Annotated in this window: 19 protein-coding genes; 13 read left to right on the plus strand and 6 right to left on the minus strand. The window is 44.9% G+C overall.

The genetic code is table 11. The features are described from left to right. Positions 1–138 precede the first annotated feature (138 nt). The 4 genes from TOL_RS19330 (at position 139) to TOL_RS13450 (ending at position 2,890) form a co-directional block, all read left to right on the plus strand. Positions 139–1,779, plus strand: a complete 1,641-nt coding sequence (locus TOL_RS19330; RefSeq protein WP_015487896.1) for a hypothetical protein — start codon at positions 139–141, stop codon at positions 1,777–1,779. Then, positions 1,776–2,237 carry a hypothetical protein gene (locus TOL_RS13440; RefSeq protein ID WP_015487897.1) on the plus strand — a complete coding sequence of 154 codons (462 nt, stop codon included), beginning with the start codon at positions 1,776–1,778 and terminating at the stop codon, positions 2,235–2,237. Before TOL_RS19330 ends, TOL_RS13440 begins: the two co-directional genes overlap by 4 nt. A gap of 5 nt (positions 2,238–2,242) precedes the next feature. Then, complete coding sequence (locus TOL_RS13445) at positions 2,243–2,527, plus strand: hypothetical protein (protein WP_015487898.1); 285 nt, start codon at positions 2,243–2,245, stop codon at positions 2,525–2,527. A gap of 81 nt (positions 2,528–2,608) precedes the next feature. Beyond that, complete coding sequence (locus tag TOL_RS13450) at positions 2,609–2,890, plus strand: hypothetical protein (RefSeq protein ID WP_015487899.1); 282 nt, start codon at positions 2,609–2,611, stop codon at positions 2,888–2,890. A gap of 463 nt (positions 2,891–3,353) precedes the next feature. Here TOL_RS13450 and TOL_RS13455 read toward each other — a convergent pair whose 3' ends face one another. Further along, positions 3,354–3,794 (minus strand): DUF4124 domain-containing protein, encoded by a 441-nt coding sequence (locus tag TOL_RS13455; protein ID WP_015487901.1) that lies wholly within the window; start codon positions 3,792–3,794, stop codon positions 3,354–3,356. A 48-nt stretch (positions 3,795–3,842) separates the two neighbouring features. Then, on the minus strand, positions 3,843–5,270 hold the full coding sequence (locus tag TOL_RS13460; RefSeq protein WP_015487902.1) for a hypothetical protein: 1,428 nt from the start codon (positions 5,268–5,270) through the stop codon (positions 3,843–3,845). Positions 5,271–6,119: 849 nt separating this feature from the next. On the opposite strand from TOL_RS13460, the gene TOL_RS19335 reads away from it, so the two are divergent. From TOL_RS19335 to TOL_RS19340, 4 genes are all read left to right on the plus strand, one after another. Next, on the plus strand, positions 6,120–7,247 hold the full coding sequence (locus tag TOL_RS19335) for a scabin-related ADP-ribosyltransferase (RefSeq protein ID WP_231847990.1): 1,128 nt from the start codon (positions 6,120–6,122) through the stop codon (positions 7,245–7,247). Next, positions 7,240–7,656, plus strand: coding sequence for a hypothetical protein (locus TOL_RS13470; RefSeq protein ID WP_015487904.1), 417 nt, complete (start codon positions 7,240–7,242; stop codon positions 7,654–7,656). The genes TOL_RS19335 and TOL_RS13470 overlap by 8 nt, the downstream gene beginning before the upstream one ends. 23 nt (positions 7,657–7,679) lie before the next feature. Then, positions 7,680–8,180, plus strand: coding sequence for a hypothetical protein (locus tag TOL_RS13475; protein ID WP_015487905.1), 501 nt, complete (start codon positions 7,680–7,682; stop codon positions 8,178–8,180). 230 nt (positions 8,181–8,410) lie between these two features. Next, positions 8,411–8,641 carry a hypothetical protein gene (locus tag TOL_RS19340; protein ID WP_015487906.1) on the plus strand — a complete coding sequence of 77 codons (231 nt, stop codon included), beginning with the start codon at positions 8,411–8,413 and terminating at the stop codon, positions 8,639–8,641. Positions 8,642–8,645: 4 nt separating this feature from the next. On the opposite strand, the gene TOL_RS13485 is transcribed toward TOL_RS19340, so the two are convergent. Further along, a protein-coding gene (locus tag TOL_RS13485; RefSeq protein WP_420823083.1) for an IS3 family transposase occupies positions 8,646–9,796 on the minus strand; the annotation gives its coding sequence in 2 pieces (ribosomal slippage) (positions 8,646–9,553 and positions 9,553–9,796; 1,152 coding nt in all). A 405-nt stretch (positions 9,797–10,201) separates the two neighbouring features. Between TOL_RS13485 and tnpA the strand changes: the two genes are divergently transcribed. Genes tnpA through tnpC form a run of 3 tightly spaced genes read left to right on the plus strand, consistent with a single transcriptional unit; the run spans position 10,202 to position 12,499 of the window. Further along, positions 10,202–10,501: an IS66 family insertion sequence element accessory protein TnpA gene (gene tnpA, locus TOL_RS18480; RefSeq protein WP_015485608.1), complete on the plus strand. Its 300-nt coding sequence runs from the start codon at positions 10,202–10,204 to the stop codon at positions 10,499–10,501. Next, a complete protein-coding gene (tnpB, locus tag TOL_RS13500) occupies positions 10,488–10,844 on the plus strand; it encodes an IS66 family insertion sequence element accessory protein TnpB (RefSeq protein ID WP_015485607.1) in 357 nt (118 codons plus the stop codon). The genes tnpA and tnpB overlap by 14 nt, the downstream gene beginning before the upstream one ends. A 23-nt stretch (positions 10,845–10,867) precedes the next feature. Then, entirely contained in the window at positions 10,868–12,499 is a 1,632-nt protein-coding gene (gene tnpC / locus TOL_RS13505; protein WP_015487750.1) for an IS66 family transposase, read from the plus strand. Between the two features lie 221 nt (positions 12,500–12,720). Here tnpC and TOL_RS13510 read toward each other — a convergent pair whose 3' ends face one another. The 3 genes from TOL_RS13510 to TOL_RS13520 form a co-directional block, all read right to left on the minus strand. After that, positions 12,721–13,050, minus strand: coding sequence for a hypothetical protein (locus TOL_RS13510; protein ID WP_015487908.1), 330 nt, complete (start codon positions 13,048–13,050; stop codon positions 12,721–12,723). 299 nt (positions 13,051–13,349) lie between these two features. Next, positions 13,350–14,261 (minus strand): TIGR01777 family oxidoreductase, encoded by a 912-nt coding sequence (locus TOL_RS13515; protein WP_015487909.1) that lies wholly within the window; start codon positions 14,259–14,261, stop codon positions 13,350–13,352. 19 nt (positions 14,262–14,280) lie between these two features. Continuing rightward, positions 14,281–16,050 (minus strand): acyl-CoA dehydrogenase C-terminal domain-containing protein, encoded by a 1,770-nt coding sequence (locus tag TOL_RS13520; protein WP_015487910.1) that lies wholly within the window; start codon positions 16,048–16,050, stop codon positions 14,281–14,283. A gap of 194 nt (positions 16,051–16,244) precedes the next feature. Here TOL_RS13520 and TOL_RS13525 point away from each other — a divergent pair, with 194 nt between their 5' ends. Both TOL_RS13525 and TOL_RS13530 read left to right on the plus strand, forming a co-directional pair. Further along, positions 16,245–17,210, plus strand: coding sequence for an NAD(P)/FAD-dependent oxidoreductase (locus TOL_RS13525; protein ID WP_015487911.1), 966 nt, complete (start codon positions 16,245–16,247; stop codon positions 17,208–17,210). Between the two features lie 30 nt (positions 17,211–17,240). After that, on the plus strand, positions 17,241–17,642 hold the full coding sequence (locus tag TOL_RS13530; protein WP_015487912.1) for a sirohydrochlorin chelatase: 402 nt from the start codon (positions 17,241–17,243) through the stop codon (positions 17,640–17,642). Positions 17,643–17,678 lie beyond the last annotated feature (36 nt).

A 17,678-nucleotide genomic window follows, 5' to 3' on the forward strand; every position in this document is an offset into this window, starting at 1 on the left:
TGGCTTCATTTCTCACTTTATTGATAAACCCAATTGAAGCCAACGCCCTAACCGCTTAATATCACCCCTCGTTATTTTGCTACGTATGCAGCTCAATACTCGCCGCAATAATGGAATAAATGGGAAGAATATAGGGATATGGCCGATTTCGAATTAGAAGATAAGAGCGGCAACCGTTACCGCATTCGTAAAGGCGCGGGACCTAAATTTTGGCATCCCGAAAATCTGGGCGCTGGCAGCTCACTGTTGGCTGACAACTTACTCAGCGCCATGCCTGCCAATGGGCTTCAACAAGCGCACAACCACTTCTACTTTGGCACCTTGCACGACATCCCGAATCTGCCGAGCGGCCCACAAGCGGCACTCAGTACAGCCCTAAGTAATTCGTATCTCACGATTGAAAAAATCGGCACTGCGCTCGCCATCAACGACGACGAACCTGATCCACGCAACGAACTGCGCGTCAAAATCCGCAATGCATTAATGGCCATAGTCGCTGGCGAACGCGCCGAAGCAGCCATGTATCAAAAGCAGATGGATAAAGAAACCACCGTGATGAAAGGCGTCATCTACACCGGTGCCTTTATGCAAGGCGTTGGCTCATCTGCTTGGGGCATGGTGGTATGGCTAAAAGAAGTAAGCGACGTCGTAAATCCCTTTGTAAAAATGCAGCACCATGCCCGCGCACTGCAAGCTGCATGGGAATCGGACGACTTTTCTAAAACCTACTCCGAAACCTACGTAAAAGGCGAAAAACGCGAGCTAGTAGAAGCCTTAGGCTTTGATCCATCGCAGATCACCGAACAACAAATTGACGAAGCCATGGCGATGGCCAACTTGGTGATCGAAGACCCAGGCCTGCGCGACATGCTCTATCAATTTGTAAAAGACTACGCCGAAGCCCAACACGCCATTGAAATCACCAATGTCGCGGGCACCGCCGCCTTTGAATTAATACTCACCATTATAATGGCCGCGGTTACAGGTGGTGTTGGAGCTGTAGCCGCCATTGGCAGCAAAGCGCACCTCATTAAGAAGTTCCAAAAGGTTGGGGATTTACTCAGCGACTTCGCCAAAGCCACGCGTAAACTGAAACTTGAAGGTAAAAAACGCAAAGCTAAAGGGAATAGCGCCAAGTTTTCCGACATGGAAACGGATCAGGTACAGGCGAAGAAGACCGATGCGCATGGGGCTGAGACAGGACCTAAGAATTCGGCAAACGCTACAGTACCGAAATCTGTTCCTATGACCCAAGAGAAATATGATGAAATAATAAATCTCGAGAGAGGCAATAGGCCAAATGATGTGGGAGAGTACTTATCTAAAGATTACGTCGATTCCCATCTTAATAAATTTAAGGAAGAAGGAGGGGCTTTTATTGTAATTGAAGAGTGGATATCCGCCCCTGAATACACCTCTTTCCCTAAGGATGGTAAATTTGTTGGTTTATCATCTGAAATGGATCAAGTTGTGACAAAATATAAAGACTCTGGTGGTGACTGGAGAGTTCTTAGAGATGAGTTGAATCTGGGTGAGAATACAGATTTAAGTTCAGCCAAGATATCTTATGTAAAACTTTCGCCAAACGATCCGAGTTTTGAATATAGCATGCCTAATGGAAATGAAAGAGGAGCTTATGAACATGAATGGGTTCCTGGAGGGCTTACTAAATCTGGAACTAGCGAAGCTACACTCTCTGGTGGTGACCGGATTATTCATAATAACAATGTCGACAATTTAAAGAAAAATTCTGGACTAGTTGTTGAGCCCCTCCAATGAACAAAAACTTATTTATTAAAGCTTTAAATAGAAATGAAACAAAAGACTTTTTTCTGGGTAATGGCAACTACTTTTCTAGAAATAGGGAAAGTCACAATCATGACTATGTACTTTTCATCACAGGTTGGGTGAAAAAATATATAGATATTAGCCCCAAAGAAAATTTAGGGACTTTTTTTTCAGCCCTTACTGACCTTATAGACGACATTGATTGTCAGAAAAATTCTTTAACAGCAGTTCTATCAATATTGCTTGGAATCTCGATATCAATTAGGAAGCAGCATTATCAAATCTCTGACATCAACCCTGAAATAGCTCATAAATTTCTTATCACCTTAAAAAAACACTTCCTAATATGTAAATTCTCTCAAGAAGAAAAGGAAAAAATAAAACTATACTCCGATAGAATTAGAGAAAATAAGTGTGATAAAATTGCAGATGCAATATCATTGAGCTAGTTATTATGAAATCCGAAAACCACCTAAAGAAAGAATCTGAATATTTTATGATTTGTTCGCCAGAAGGTGATCATTCTCCTGTGCTAACCAAAGCTGAAGGAAAAAATGAATACTGCGTAACAGTATCAACTAATCGCCAGTTGGTCACGATTCCCAACTGGCATGCAAAATCCATCAACGGTCGAGAGTTATTGACAAAAATACCAGGAAATATAGGTATTTTGATTGTTTCGAATAATGATGGAAGGTATTTATCACCTAAAGATTTAGAGAAATTAAGAGAAATATAATACCCTCCAAATTTTTAAGAGCGGAATTCAAGAAGGCAGAGTCGTTGATTTTCATACGCTTTCGATTTTCTGCCCCCGGCCATGCCTGCCAATGGGCTTCAACAAGCGCATAATCACTTCTACTTTGGCACGTTGCATGACATCCCGAATCTGCCGAGCGGCCCACAAGCGGCACTCAGCACAGCCCTAAGTAATTCGTATCTCACGATTGAAAAAATCGGCACTGCGCTCGCCATCAACGACGACGAACCTGATCCACGCAACGAACTGCGCGTCAAAATCCGCAATGCATTAATGGCCATAGTCGCTGGCGAACGCGCCGAAGCAGCCATATATCAAAAGCAGATGGATAAAGAAACGTAAGCGCTCAAACAACCCCATCTAAAACCCACGCCGAAATCCCTCTAAACTGTCTTCAAATTATTTAACGAGACAGCTCATGACCAAATCGGAACAATGGCAACAACACCTTAATCTCTGGCACGAGATTTAAGGGGTCAGAGTCGTTGATTTCTTAAGGCGATTTAAAATACAGATATCCCTTATAGTCCGAGTCATCACGAAAATAGGCATAGCGATTATTTCCGCGCTGAATAATATGTAACGGGCAATTGGGCAGATATAGTCGTGGACGGCGGGCCATCGTTTCTCCCTTGAAACAAGTGATACTCTTATCTTAATGAAATTTATACACGCTGCGAAAACACCGAGAGCTTAAGGTCTAAGAAATCAACGACTCTGACCCTTTGAATCCCTTGAATCCTCCTGTACCTCAATAAATAACGAAAAGCATGGAGATTTCAGTAAAGCCAGAATTATATGTTCATCAATTACACAGCAACTCTATTCTTTCCTTAACACGCTTAATTTCTTGCTCTGCTACCTTTCCAGTCATCATCTTTCGTTCATTAGTTCGCATATTAATTCCCTCTACGCCGTCTTTTTTGTATGTTTCATATGTCTTCTGGTAATGTTCACAAATACCACTACTTCCTGACTTTCCACCTAAAGAAGACGCCCTATTTTTCACTTTACTACCAGTAGAGCTACTCTTTGCGTCGGTCACCATCCTTCTCAGGCGCTCCACACTTTCTGCATCTTCACTATTCTTCTGTATTTCAATTTCTTCCGTTTTATTTGATACTGAAATCGGCGGCTTGTCGCTATAGTGAACCTGACCACTCTCATCCACCCATTTATACACACCAGCACTCAATTCACATGACAGTAAAAGTGAAATTGCACTTAAAAAAATCCCTTTGTACAAATTCAAATCCTCAAATTAAAAAATATAAAATTTATATTACATAAAAACTCAATTATTTCTGACATATTGTCTATCCAAACCGTGGAAAGACATCTCGAACGATCCACCAGTAAATTTCCTTATCGGATAATAAGTTAACCTGCCATCCTCGTGAAGCACTTCGACACCACAGTGAGCAACCTTCCATGTTCCGGTGGTTTTTTCGGTTCGACCGAAAAAGCTACGTACCATGCCAAACGTACCATCTCGGAGTAAACTCAGGCTATCGGACTCACTGCCCTCTTCCACCCATTCACCGTAAGGAAAGTTGGAAGTATTAAGCTTCGCTCCGCATGATCCAAGTTCAGGCTCAATATCAGCCGATTCGTAATAGTTTTTTAAGACTTTATACCGTTCATATTCAGGGCTATATTTATAGTCACAGTCATCACATTGACTTTCAGAGTTTGCTTCATCTGGTTCAAATTTTTCTGCTAATTCATAACCACTATGGTATAGAACGCTTACAATAGAGTTTTTTCCATTCATAATTAAGTCACTAGCAAGACTATCCCCCCGGGAACCAGTTAAATCAGGGTCAACTCCTGCAGCTATCATTATGCGGGCAACATCTGAATTCTTTATAATATCAACTATCCGACCATCAGATATTTCAAAATCATACTCACTCATAATGTAGTTGACCGCTTCTTCTGCATTGGCGTCTATAGCGTATTCGAGTGCGGAAAATACTTTCGAAGAGGGAAACCGATACCCTTTGAAATATACATTCCTGTATGTAACTCCAAGATCAGTCGTCATGATATAGAAGATCGGGCTAAAGCCGTTGTCATCTTCTTCAGTCAAATCAAGATTCAGTTCCCTGAGGAGCATGAGGTACTTCAACTGTCCAGCTTTCGCCACTTCATGAGCGATTTTTCGCCCATCTGAAGACTCTGAATTGAAGGGGTATGATAGCTCATTCAGTGTTTTCAAATATGGTTCAACAGCGGAAGCACTCAGACCTACAGATGAAAAAATCATGGGTTCACCAGAATCTGATAGCTTTTTGATATCACCACCTTTGGATACCAGATAACGTATCGTATCAGGATCAAAGACATGGTGAACTAAAGGTTTTCCGTCCAGGTAATAATTTACGTCTAAGTGAGACGTTAACAAATAATCCCTGACAGCGATATTGCTACCCTTACTGATGACGAGCCGAGCAATTATCTTATCGTTATAATCAATATACCCAAGCATGTAGGAAAAGAAATCTACATCCTTACTCTTCGCGAGGTAAGCCAATAGTGGCTCGTATTCCACCGTAAAATTGTCGCTAAGTTTCTCTGATATTAGTTCAGATATTACTTGCCTATCTTTTCCTTCAATGGCCTTACGAATGCTCGCTTTCTCATCTTTGGTGTAAGAGTAAGAGGGGGCCGAGAAAGAGATTAGTAATAGTGAAACTACAGCTATTAGGCGAAATGACATTTTTGAACACTCCATGTGAAATTAAAGCTGGATCCCCCCCCAGCAAGTAACCGCAAATCTAAACGAAATGCGATATTCAATCAATTGTCTCCCTTGTCAACACTGGCCGTGTTCAATCATATAACAATCGACCAGGGCTCTGATAAATAACCAAACACCTTAAACAGAGCTTTGGTTAGGGACGAACAGAAAAGGTGCGTTTATGGAGTTTACAAATTCACCAACTGAATCCGCAGGCTATCAGCCATCAACTGCCGATACAGCTTATCGACGATCTGAGGATTACGGACGTCTTCAAGGGATAAACGCCCCATCATCTACGTAATCAGCTGGTTGATACCGCCCCAGCCGTCGGAAAGGTTGCAGGTGTCAGTAATGTCACACACGTTGTGATCCTGAGAGCATTCGGTAAGTACGATCGGGCCTTCGAACGCCTCTACGACATCCCTAAGGCTCTAAGGCTGATCTGAGCGGGTGAGCGCACTATACGGTAACCACCCTTCGCGCCCCGGCGGGCAATCACCAGTTCACCATCGACCAAGGATTTAAGGGGTCAGAGTCGTTGATTTCTTAAGGCGATTTAAAATGCAGATATCCCTTATAGTTCGAGTCATCACGAAAACAGGCATAGCGATTATTTCCGCGCTGAATAATATGTAACGGGCAATTGGGCAGATATAGTCGTGGACGGCGGGCCATCGTTTCTTCCTTGAAACAAGTGATACTCTTATCTTAATGAAATTTATACACGCTGCGAAAACACCGAGAGCTTAAGGTCTAAGAAATCAACGACTCTGACCCTTTGAATCCCTTTGAATCCTAGTCGCTGGCGAACGCGCCGAAGCAGCCATGTATCAAAAGCAGATGGATAAAGAAACCACCGTGATGAAAGGCGTCATTTACACCGGTGCGTTTATGCAAGGCGTTGGCTCATCCGCTTGGGGCATGGTGGTATGGCTAAAAGAAGTGAGCGACGTCGTAAACCCCTTTGTAAAAATGCAGCATGCCGCCCGCGCCCTGCAAGCAGCATGGGAATCGGACGACTTTTCTAAAACCTACTCCGAAACCTACGTAAAAGGCGAAAAGCGCGAACTGGTAGAAGCGCTAGGCTTCGACCCTACACAAATCACCGAACAACAAATTGACGAAGCCATGGCGATGGCCAACTTGGTGATCGAAGACCCAAGCCTGCCTGACATGCTCTATCAATTTGTAAAAGACTACGCCGAAGCCCAACACGCCATTGAAATCACCAATGTCGCCGGCACCGCCGCCTTTGAATTAATACTCACCATTATAATGGCCGCGGTTACAGGTGGTGTTGGAGCTGTGGCCGCCATTGGCAGCAAAGCGCACCTCATTAAGAAGTTCCAAAAGGTTGGGGATTTACTCAGCGACTTCGCCAAAGCCACACGCAAGTTAAAGCTACAAGCCAAAAAGCGGAAAACAAAAGGCAACAACGCCAAGTTTTCTGATATGGAAGCGGATCAGGTACAGACGAAGAAGACCGATGCGCATGGGGCTGAGACGGGAGAAGTGAGTAAACCAAATATTGAACCTACAAACGATGGGCAGCCTGATACATTGTACAGACGTGATTCAAGGGGCCCAGAAGAAATATTTGAAAATGGATTCAAATCTTGGAAGCCTGAAGCTGAAGTGCCATTAGAAGATTACGTTGATTTTAATGTACCTAGTCAATACATTGGAACATCAAAAGTTCCATCGGGTGCTGCTGAGGTAAATACTCAAACTAACAAACCTGGTTACCTATACGAAATAGACAATCCTGGTGGAGGCATTGATGTAAATAAAGCTTACCCAGATAATCCATTTGCACACGAACAGGAAGTTGCTTTCAAAGGAAAAATAGATACGTGTAACATTAAGGGATGCACTCCCTTAGACGGTAGTAATCGAGCAATAGGAGATTTTATAGAAAATCCGAATCACACAAAGGGCTTGATTAATGAATGAGACATATAAAATAGAGTTACATAATGGCAGAAAAATTTGTGGTGAAATAGAATTGTCACTTAATCTAGAAAAATCTTTAATGAAAATAAAGTATTCAGATACGGAAGGTAGGAAGGGAGAATTTTCAGGTCACAACTTTTTCTATATTCTTGCTGACATAAGAAAATTTTATAATAACATTGGGTATAAATTACTTTGCAAAGGCTCTCTCTCGAATGTTTTTACTGGTGGATTGACATCTGAAAGTAGCTTTGGAGAATTGGCCTACCAAATAGATGAAAAAACTGGCAGCAAAGCTGTTGTCAATGTGTTTGATAAAATCAGCCAAGATGAAATCAACAACATTGATAGTTTTGAAATGCAAAAAGAAAAAAGACGATATATCATTAAAAAATTCGCAAGTAGGTAGGCGAATTTAAAAGAGAACTCATTATGTCAAAATTAACTCTTAATATTGTAGAAGCAGAAATTAATGAAAGAGAATTATTTTTAGTAACCTTAGCTTCCAAAAAGAAAGTTGAATTAGAGGGCTTGATATCAAACTTAATCTTGGGTTCTTTGCCGTTTATTCCAAATAAAGAATCAGAGATACATCAAATTTTTCAAGAAAATAAAGAATTCAGAAGCACACTCACTAGCTTTATTAACACTGTTTTGATTCGCCAAGATGAGTTAATAAATCAAGCTAAAGCTCAAGGAACTGGCTGGATATATTTGATTGACCAAAGAACTCCAACACCACAAGGAGAGACCCCGCCAGAGGATATTATTGGCGGCTTTCAAATTGAGAATGGTGAAATTTTAAAATTTACTCCAAATACGAAGCACACTCTAATTAGTCGCTCTGGTGTTTTTGACCTTGGGAATAGCGCCAACAAACTACTTCTTCAATATGTAGAAAATTCAAAATTTAATACTGATATCAAATCTTGATATTTATACTGCTAGGGGATACTAAGGGCACATCGCATTCAAGGGAGCAGCAACCTTATAAATCCTTTTGTAAAATGTAGCATCACGCCCGTGCTCTACAAGCTGCGTGGGAATCGGAAGACTTTACTAAAACCTACTCCGAAACCTACGTAAAAGGCGAAAAGCGCGAACTGGTAGAAGCGCTAGGCTTCGACCCTACACAAATCACCGAACAACAAATTGACGAAGCCATGGCGATGGCCAACTTGGTGATCGAAGACCCAAGCCTGCGTGACATGCTCTATCAATTTGTAAAAGACTATGCCGAAGCCCAACACGCCATTGAAATCACCAATGTCGCGAGCACCGCCGCCTTTGAATTAATACTCACCATTATAATGGCCGCGGTTACAGATGGTGTTGGAGCTGTGGCCGCCATTGGCAGCAAAGCGCACCTCATTAAGAAGTTGAATCGCCCCTAGTTTCCTAGACACCCATTTGCTTCAAAAAATAATTCTTTTCATAGTCCCTTGGCGACAAGTCATTATTATTACCATGGCGACGTGTGGAATTATAAAACAGCTCGATATAATTAAATATATCCGCTTTTCCTTCTTCTCTTGTGCGATAAATTTTACGGCGAATACGTTCTCGCTTTAGCAAGGCAAAGAAGCTTTCCGCACAGGCATTATCATGACAGTTCCCTCTACGGCTCATGCTGACGGTTAAGTTATTGGCTTTTAACATGCTTTGCCAGTCGTAACTTGTGTATTGGCAACCTTGATCGGAATGCACGATCACCTCACCTTTTGGCTTCCTTCGCCAGCACGCCATCGTGATTGCATTCAGTACCAAGTCGGTATTAATACGTTCACTCATCGACCAGCCAACGACCTGTCGTGAGAATAAATCAATGATTACCGCTAGAAACAGCCAGCCCTCATAGGTACGAATGTATGTAATATCGGTGACCCATACGGTATTCGGTTTGGATACATCAAATTCACGATTCAGTAGGTTAGGGGCAACGGTGGATAGCTCGCCGCTGTCATAGCGTGTTTTTCGGTTGTAGCCCCGTTCTGCCTGTATTTGTGCCTGCTGCATCAGTCGATGAACACGATTTTTCCCGCAGTGTTCTCCCGCATGCTTTAGATCTTTATAGATTTTTCGATAGCCATAAACGCAACCACTCTCAAGCCAGAATTGCTTAATAAACCCGAGAAGATACTCATCAACTTTCTGCCGTATACTTTCGGGATTCGCTAACCAGGCATAAAACCCACTAGGATGAACTTCAAGTGTTCGACACAGAGTACGAACGGAGTAGCGATCAGTTCGAGATTTTATGAACGTGTATTTTTCTTTGACTCGGCAGCAAAGAACACGGCGGCCTCCTTTAATATGTCACGCTCCTCTGTGACACGTTTTAGCTCCGCTTTAAGCTTACGCAGCTCTTCATGACTGGATTGCTTCTCGTGGTAGGCTTGCGCATTCTCGCCGTAACGATCACGCCAGTTGTACAAGCTCTTAGTTGTAATGCCTAAACGCTGAGCAACATCAGCAATGGAGTAACCATGTTCGGTCACTTGCTTTACTGCTGCGATCTTGAATTCTTCGTTATATCGTTCACCAGCCATATCGGCCTCCTCTTTAAGTACATTGTAACTTTAAAGAGTGTCTAGGAAACTAGGGGCGATTCAAGTTCCAAAAGGTTGGGGATATACTCAGCGACTTCGCCAAAGCCACGCGTAAACTGAAACTTGAAGGTAAAAAACGCAAAGCTAAAGGGAATAGCGCCAAGTTTTCTGACATGGAAGCGGATCAGGTACAAGCGAAGAAGACCGATGCGCATGGGGCTGAGACGGGAATACACTCACCAGTTGTTAAAGCTGTGGTCTCTTTTGACGATTTTAAAAACTCCGTTGATGACTTCGATAGTAATCCTCAGTTAGCAGAACAATCGTAAGCGCTCAAACAACCCCACCTAAAACCCACGCCGAAATCCCTCTAAACTGTCTTCAAATTATTTAACGAGACAGCTCATGACCAAATCGGAACAATGGCAACAACACCTTAATCTCTGGCACGAGAGTGGTCTATCCCAAGTCGCCTTTTGTCAGCAGCACAACATAGCCGTTCATAATTTTCAGTATTGGCGTAAACGTTTGTCGCCCAAGACAGAGTCGACGAAAACCAAGGCTCTGATCCCTATCACGCTGACGTCTTCGGCTCCGGCACGACTACGATTGGGCTCGCAGGTGTTGATTGAACTGTCAGTCGAGGCCTTACCCGATCTATTGGTGGCTCTCAATGATCGAGGGCTTTTGTATGCTTCGGCCTAGCGCATCGGTTCAGGTGTATTTATACGCAGGCGCGGTGGATATGCGCAAGTCTATTAATGGCTTGTCCGCTCTGATTGAGCAGGAGTTAGAACTCAACCCCATGATCAATGCGCTGTTCGTCTTTTGTAATCGTAACCGCGATAAAGTTAAGCTACTGTACTGGGAGCGCAATGGCTTTGTGCTGTGGTACAAACGGTTGGAAAAGCAACGTTTTAAATGGCTAAAGCCGACCGACACTGCATCCCTTTGCATCGACGGTTATCAACTGAATTTATTATTGGATGGACTGGATATTTTTAATAATAAACCGCATGAAACGCTATTTTACTCTGCTATAAATTAACGGATTTGGTATAATCCAACCCCATGAAAACACCACCGGCTGATCACTTACCTGACGATATTGTTGCGCTAAAACAACAGCTTTTAGCGCAGAGTCAGTTATTGCAATCGCAACAGAATCAGTTGGAAAAAAAAGAACAATTAATTCATCACCATCAAGTACTGTTAAATAAAAAACAATCACGTATCCAGTTTTTGGAAGAACAGATCATTCTGTTTAAACAGCGTCAGTTTGGTAAAAGCAGCGAGAAGAGTGATCAGCAAGCCGAATTGTTTGATGAAGTCGAACATGAGAATGATGCCTCTGCTCCTGAAATCGCAGAGTCCATTGATGCAGAAGTGAGCACCGCAGAATCAGCCTCTGATGCTGTATCGTCTGCGCCTAAAAAAGCCTCCGGCCGTAAACCTCTGCCTGCGGTATTACCGCGAGTACGTATCGAACACGATCTTGCTGAAGTCGATAAACGTTGTGAATGTGGCTGTGTAAAAACCTGCATCGGTGAAGACACCAGCGAACAACTGGATATTATTCCTGCTGTGGTTCAGGTGCTCGTTCATGCCCGCAAAAAATACGCGTGTAAGGCCTGCGAAAACGGCGTGCACATTGCTGAACTTCCGAAACAACCGCTTCCTAAGAGCAATGCCAGCCCAGGCTTACTCGCCCACATTGCGGTTGCCAAATATCAAGACGGTTTACCTCTCTACCGGATGGAAACCATTTTCAAACGAATGGGCATTCATTTACCGCGTAACACCTTAGCCAACTGGATGATCAAAAGCAGTGAATGTCTGCAACCGCTCTATAACCTGCTGAATGATCAACTTCTGGATAGCGACTACATCCACATGGATGAAACTCGGGTGCAGGTGTTAAAAGAACCGGATAAAACGGCCGAAAGTCTCAGCTACATGTGGGTCCGAAAAACCGGTGATCGAGAACATCCCATCATCTTATTTGATTACGCGAGTAGTCGACGTACAGACGTTGCAGCCTCGCTATTAGGCGACTATCAAGGCTACCTGCAAACTGATGATTACGCGGGTTATCACCGAATTGGGCAGCAAGAAGGCGTCACAGCATTAGGCTGCATGGCTCATGCTCGTCGTAAATTTATCGAGGCGCAAAAAGTCAGCCCTAGCCCGAAAGGGAAAGTCAGCAAAGCCGATATGGCGATCACCATGATCAAAGGGCTTTACGCTATCGAAGCTAGCATCAAAGACCAATCAGCCGAACAAAAATATCAAATTCGACAAGAAAAAAGCCTTCCCCAGCTCAATAAACTCAGAGCTTGGCTGGATAAAGCGTTGCAACAGACCCTGCCTAAAGGAAAAACGGGCGAAGCGTTAGCCTACCTTGATAAAAACTGGGATAAGCTCACGGTATACATCAGCGATGGCCGACTGAACATAGACAACAACCCAGTCGAAAATGCCATCAGACCGTTTGCGATTGGACGCAAAAATTGGCTGTTTAGCGATAGTCAACGTGGTGCAAAGGCCAGCGCCATGCTGTACAGCATAATAGAAACCGCCAAAGCGAATGGACTCGAACCCTACGCGTATTTACGTACGGTACTGACGCGATTGCCGCACTGTGAAACGGTGGAAGATATTGAAAAACTGCTGCCGGAAAATATAGAACTGGCGGTTATTTAAATTGGTAGGTGGGGTTGCTTGAGCGCTTACATTTAAAAGGTGAAAAGCACAAGCTAGTAGAAGGCAAATATGAGCAGGTATACCGTGGTGAAATATTTCAAAAGCTTTGGTGCAGATGCAAAAAAAGCAGCCTAAGCTGCTTTAAAAGTACATCGGGTGCTGTTATCAGGGTGCGTATTCGTTAGCTTTCATACATCCGTTATTGAGGCTAATCATTCATATCATGCGGTCGGCGTAATATTCTTCACATTTTTTGCAGTGAAATAGCCAAAACCACCTTCAATATCGCCAACCTCAACGCGGTTAGGCGACAGTGGCGAGCTCTTGATAGCGGCAATGTAAAGGCCGTGGCTCGCAACTAGATTTTTGTCTACGTCGTAGAAGTGCGGCTGCGAGAAGGCAAATGTCTTTCGCTCGCAATCGCGCTCTAATGTGAGAATGAGTTGCGCATCCGCAAGCTCAGTCGCACGAGAAAAATTTACATAACCTACACGATAACTCTGATCGAACTCGTACAAAAACTGATCGAGTGTTTGGCGACTAGTGCTCATGGCTAAATTTACCTGTATCGGATGCTATCTTGATATCTTTAGGTTTAGCTGCCGAATCAGTACTCCGCAATCGCCGATAACAGAAAACTACAGTAAAGTTTAAAACGTCATTTTTCCGTTTTTTTCGCTATTAATCAGTAGGTTAAAAACGCTTTGATATGCAGTAATGCAACGATAGTCAGGCGTCAATAAAATGGTCGGGAAATTACTGTTAACGTTCTGCAATATTTGCAACGGAAATACTTAGCGGGAAACTCCCTATGACGTCACGATCCGAGTGACCCTAAGCGAGCAGGAGCTTACCACAAGCTTACGATGTCCTCGAGGGCCCGGCCTAAATCGTCGTATTCATAACGAAATCCGGATTTTTGCAACTGCGTGGGAAGGGCTTGCTGCCCTTGCAGTAACAATTCGCTCATTTCACCAAACGCTAGCTTGGCTACCAATGTAGGCATAGGGAAAAGAGTAGGTCGATGCAAGGCTTTGCCCAGTGCTTTTGTGAACTGGCGATTAGTGGCCGGAGTTGGCGCTATCATGTTAACCGCGCCACGTAAATCACTATCACAGATATGATCAATAGCACGGCAATAATCACGCATGTGGATCCAAGACAGTACTTGTTGGCCAGACCCTATGACGCCCCCTAAGCCCATTTGAAAAGGCAACCACATGCGCTTGAGCATGCCACCATTAGGCCCCAGAACTAAACCGGTACGCAGAATCACAGTGCGATTCGAGAGGTCGATCAAAGGCTCAGCCGCTAATTCCCAATCTCTACACAAGGTAGCGGAAAAATCACTACCCGAAGGACTATCTTCAGATACGGCTTGCCGGCCGTCAGCACCATCAAAACCGCCGTAGTAGCCAACAGCGGATCCCGTTAAGACGATATCGAAATGCTGCCCTGTCGCTTGGGCCCATTCAACCAATTGCTCGGTCAACTGGATGCGACTGCGGCGAATTATCGCTTTTCGAGAATCCGACCAGCGTGCATCAGCAATGCCTTCCCCGGCCAGATTCACAAGGCGATCATATTGTCCTTCAAGCTGTGCAAGGTCGGAGGCAGTATGCACCATCCCCGACCAACGTTCTTGTGCCCATTCGGGCCGGCGAGTAAGCACGGTTACATCGTGGCCCTGTTGCCACCAGCGTTCGACTAAGCGACTGCCAATGAATCCAGTACCACCCGTAATCAAAATCCTTTGCTTCATCACCGACCTCCTGTACACGTTAGAACTCAGCTACATCAAGTGCCATTAAGCTTTCTTTACCGGCTTCTATTTCGGTCAATAAAGATTCCGTTTGTGGTAACAGCTTAGACATAAAGAAGTGTGCCGTCTTGATTTTGGCCTGATAGAAATGTGTCTCCGTCGATCCACCAGCCAATTGCTCCTGCGCAACCTTAGCCATACGGCTCCAGAAATACGCGACTGTCGTTAGAGCAAATAGGCGCAGGTACGGCGTTGCCGCTGCTCCAGCTTGTTCACGATCCATCATGCCGTTTTGCATTAACCACATAGTCGCTTTTTGCAGGCGATCTTTAGCAGCTTTCAACTCTGCGACATGTGGGGCATCTGCATAATCTTTCATATACTGATCCAGCATAGCAAAGTAACGCTTCACCGGACGCCCACCGGCAATCCCGAGTTTACGCCCTACGAGATCCAGTGCCTGAATACCGTTGGTACCTTCGTAGATACGAGTAATGCGAGAATCACGCACATACTGCTCTAGTGGCCAATCCTGAGTGAAACCAGCACCGCCCATTAGCTGCAAGCCATCGTTCGCGCAGAAGAAACCTTCGTCGGTTAAGAAAGCTTTAACAACTGGCGTTAACAACTGCACCATATCATCTGCTTGCTCACGCTCTTCGGCTGTTTCAGCTTTGTGCGCAATATCCAACTGCAAGTTAGTGAAGTAAGCCATGGCGCGACTGCCTTCGATAGTCGCCTTTTGACGCAACAACATACGGCGTACATCGGGATGCACAATAATGCTGTCCGCAGGTTTTTCTGGCTCTTGCGGGCCCGCTAATGAGCGCGACTGTAAACGATCTTTGGCAAAGCCAAGCGATGTTTGGTAAGCCGCTTCAGCAATACCTAAGCCCTGCAAACCCACCATCAAACGCGCACTATTCATCATCACGAACATAGCTTGTAAACCTTTGTTTGGTTCACCAATCAACCAACCTTTAGCTTGCTCGAAGTTCATCACGCAGGTAGCCGAGCCTTTGATACCCATTTTGTGTTCTAAACCACCACAAAAAGCTGGGTTGCGGCTGCCGTCTTCTAGGAATTTAGGCACCAAGAATAAAGAGATTCCCTTAGCACTGGCCGGCGCATCTGGCAGCTTAGCGAGTACGAGATGAATGATGTTATCCACCATGTCGTGTTCGCCACCGGTAATCCAAATTTTGGTACCAGAAATCGCATAAGACCCATCCGCTTGCGGCTCAGCTTTGGTGCGAATCAAACCCAAGTCGGTACCACATTGCGGTTCGGTTAAGCACATAGTGCCGGTCCACTCACCGCTGATTAGTCGCGGTAGATAGGTTTCTTTAAGTTCGTCAGTGCCATAACTGGTCAACGCATTAATGGCCCCATGAGTTAGACCTGGGTACATACCCAGTGACAAGTTGGCAGAACACACCATCTCTTCAGCTAAGGTGTTTAGTGTATGCGGTAAGCCCTGACCACCGTACTCAACTGGCGACGCCAACGCGGTCCAGCCGGCTTCAGCGAATTGCTTGTAAGCTTCTTTGAAGCCTTTCGGCACTGTCACCAATTTTGTTTCTGGGTCGTATTGGCAGCCTTCTCGATCACCAGACGCATTCAATGGTGCAAGTACGTTTTCTGACAACTTTGCGCCTTCAGTCAGCATCGCATCCATAATTTCACGCGTCGCGTCTTCGTAGCCTGGTAATGCAGGCAAAATTTGGTCGCCGTTTAAAACTTCGTACAATACAAATTGCATATCTCGCAGCGGGGCTTTGTAGCTCATAACCTTTCCTCTTAACTAATTGTGCTTGTGCTCATTGACAGGAGCGCCGGCATTAACGGTTGTATCTGTGTAGGCGTGCATCATATTTTCTATACAAAAGTTATACAACAATAAAATAAGTGATACAATATCTGCAATTAATCGGCGGGCAAGTTCCGCAATAAGACATCAGGAACTTGTACAAGAAGGTATTTATGAAGCGTATCGCAATTGTTGGTGCTGGAATGGCAGGCTTGAGCGCCCTCAGCGCTTTAACCAAACAAGGGCACGTCGTTACCCTATTTGATAAAAGTCGTGGTTCTGGCGGACGTATGGCGAGCAAAAAAGTTGGCGATGCCTCTTGGGATATGGGGGCACAGTTTATTCGCGCTCATGACGCCAGTTTCATGAAAACCTTACACGAGTGGCAACATCAAGGTTGGGTCAGTGAGTGGGCGGTCACTCCTCATGTGATCGACGCAGAAGGCATTCGTTTATCGGATGACGAATCCACTCGTTACGTTGGCGTATCACGAATGACGGCTCTCAGTCGTCAACTACTAGCACCGGCAACCGAGTTTATTCCAAACACTCGTATTGTCAGCTGTCAGCGTACCGATAGTGAATGGTTACTCACTGACGAAAACGACCAACACTATGGACCCTTTGATAGCTTGATTATCAATACACCACCGCAACAGGCCTTACCATTATTGGAAAACAGCCATCTCGCCGCAGCAATCAATGATGTAGAGATGTTGCCCTGCTGGACCTTATTGCTGGCATTTCCCGAGCGTATCGACACACCAGTTGATGCCGCATTTGTGCACGATAGCGCTATTGCTTGGCTGGCCAGAAACAACAGCAAACCACTCCGTGACTCCGGCGAAACTTGGGTTATACAAGCCAGCCACGCGTGGAGCCAGGAGCAGGTTGATGCGCCACGAGAAGAGGTATTGCACGCCCTAGAGCAAGCTTTTTTTACTGCGTTAGGAGTGCAAGGGTATGCGGTGAGTGAACACTGGCTGCATCGTTGGCTTTACGCCGTCCCCGCTAAGCCATTGGATGCCGGAGCCTTGTTTGATGCCGACAGAGCCGTGGCTGTTTGTGGCGATTGGTGTCAGCGCGGTACACTCGAAGGCGCTTGGCTGAGCGGTCAGCAAGCAGCCTCTTATTTTTAAACAACGATATTGCGACAACGGAAAGCTTATATGACTACGCCCGCAGCAACAGTTGCCACCATCTTACTAGCGCACGGCAGCAGCGATGCCAACTGGCTAGCGCCGTTTGATAACCTACTCGCACACATTCGTAGTGGTCTTGATAGCGAGCGTGTTGAGCTAGCCTACATGGAGTTAGCCGACCCTTCTCTGCATCACCAAGTAGCAACGCTAGCAGCTGCAGGCTACAGCCGAATCGACATACTGCCACTGTTTTTTGCCGCAGGTCGCCATCTCCGTAAAGACGTACCAGCCATGCTAGAACAACAGCAGAACGAACTAAAACAACAGGGCTACGACCTAGAAATATCGCTTCACAGTCCTGTAGGACTAGAACCAGAAGTTGCCAATGCGATCAGCAATATTGTGATTCGCCGCATTAGCACGCAGTAATTTCCACTCGTACTCGTGCACCAGCACAATGAGTAC

The organism is Thalassolituus oleivorans MIL-1, assembly GCF_000355675.1.
GTDB lineage: Bacteria > Pseudomonadota > Gammaproteobacteria > Pseudomonadales > Oceanobacteraceae > Thalassolituus > Thalassolituus oleivorans.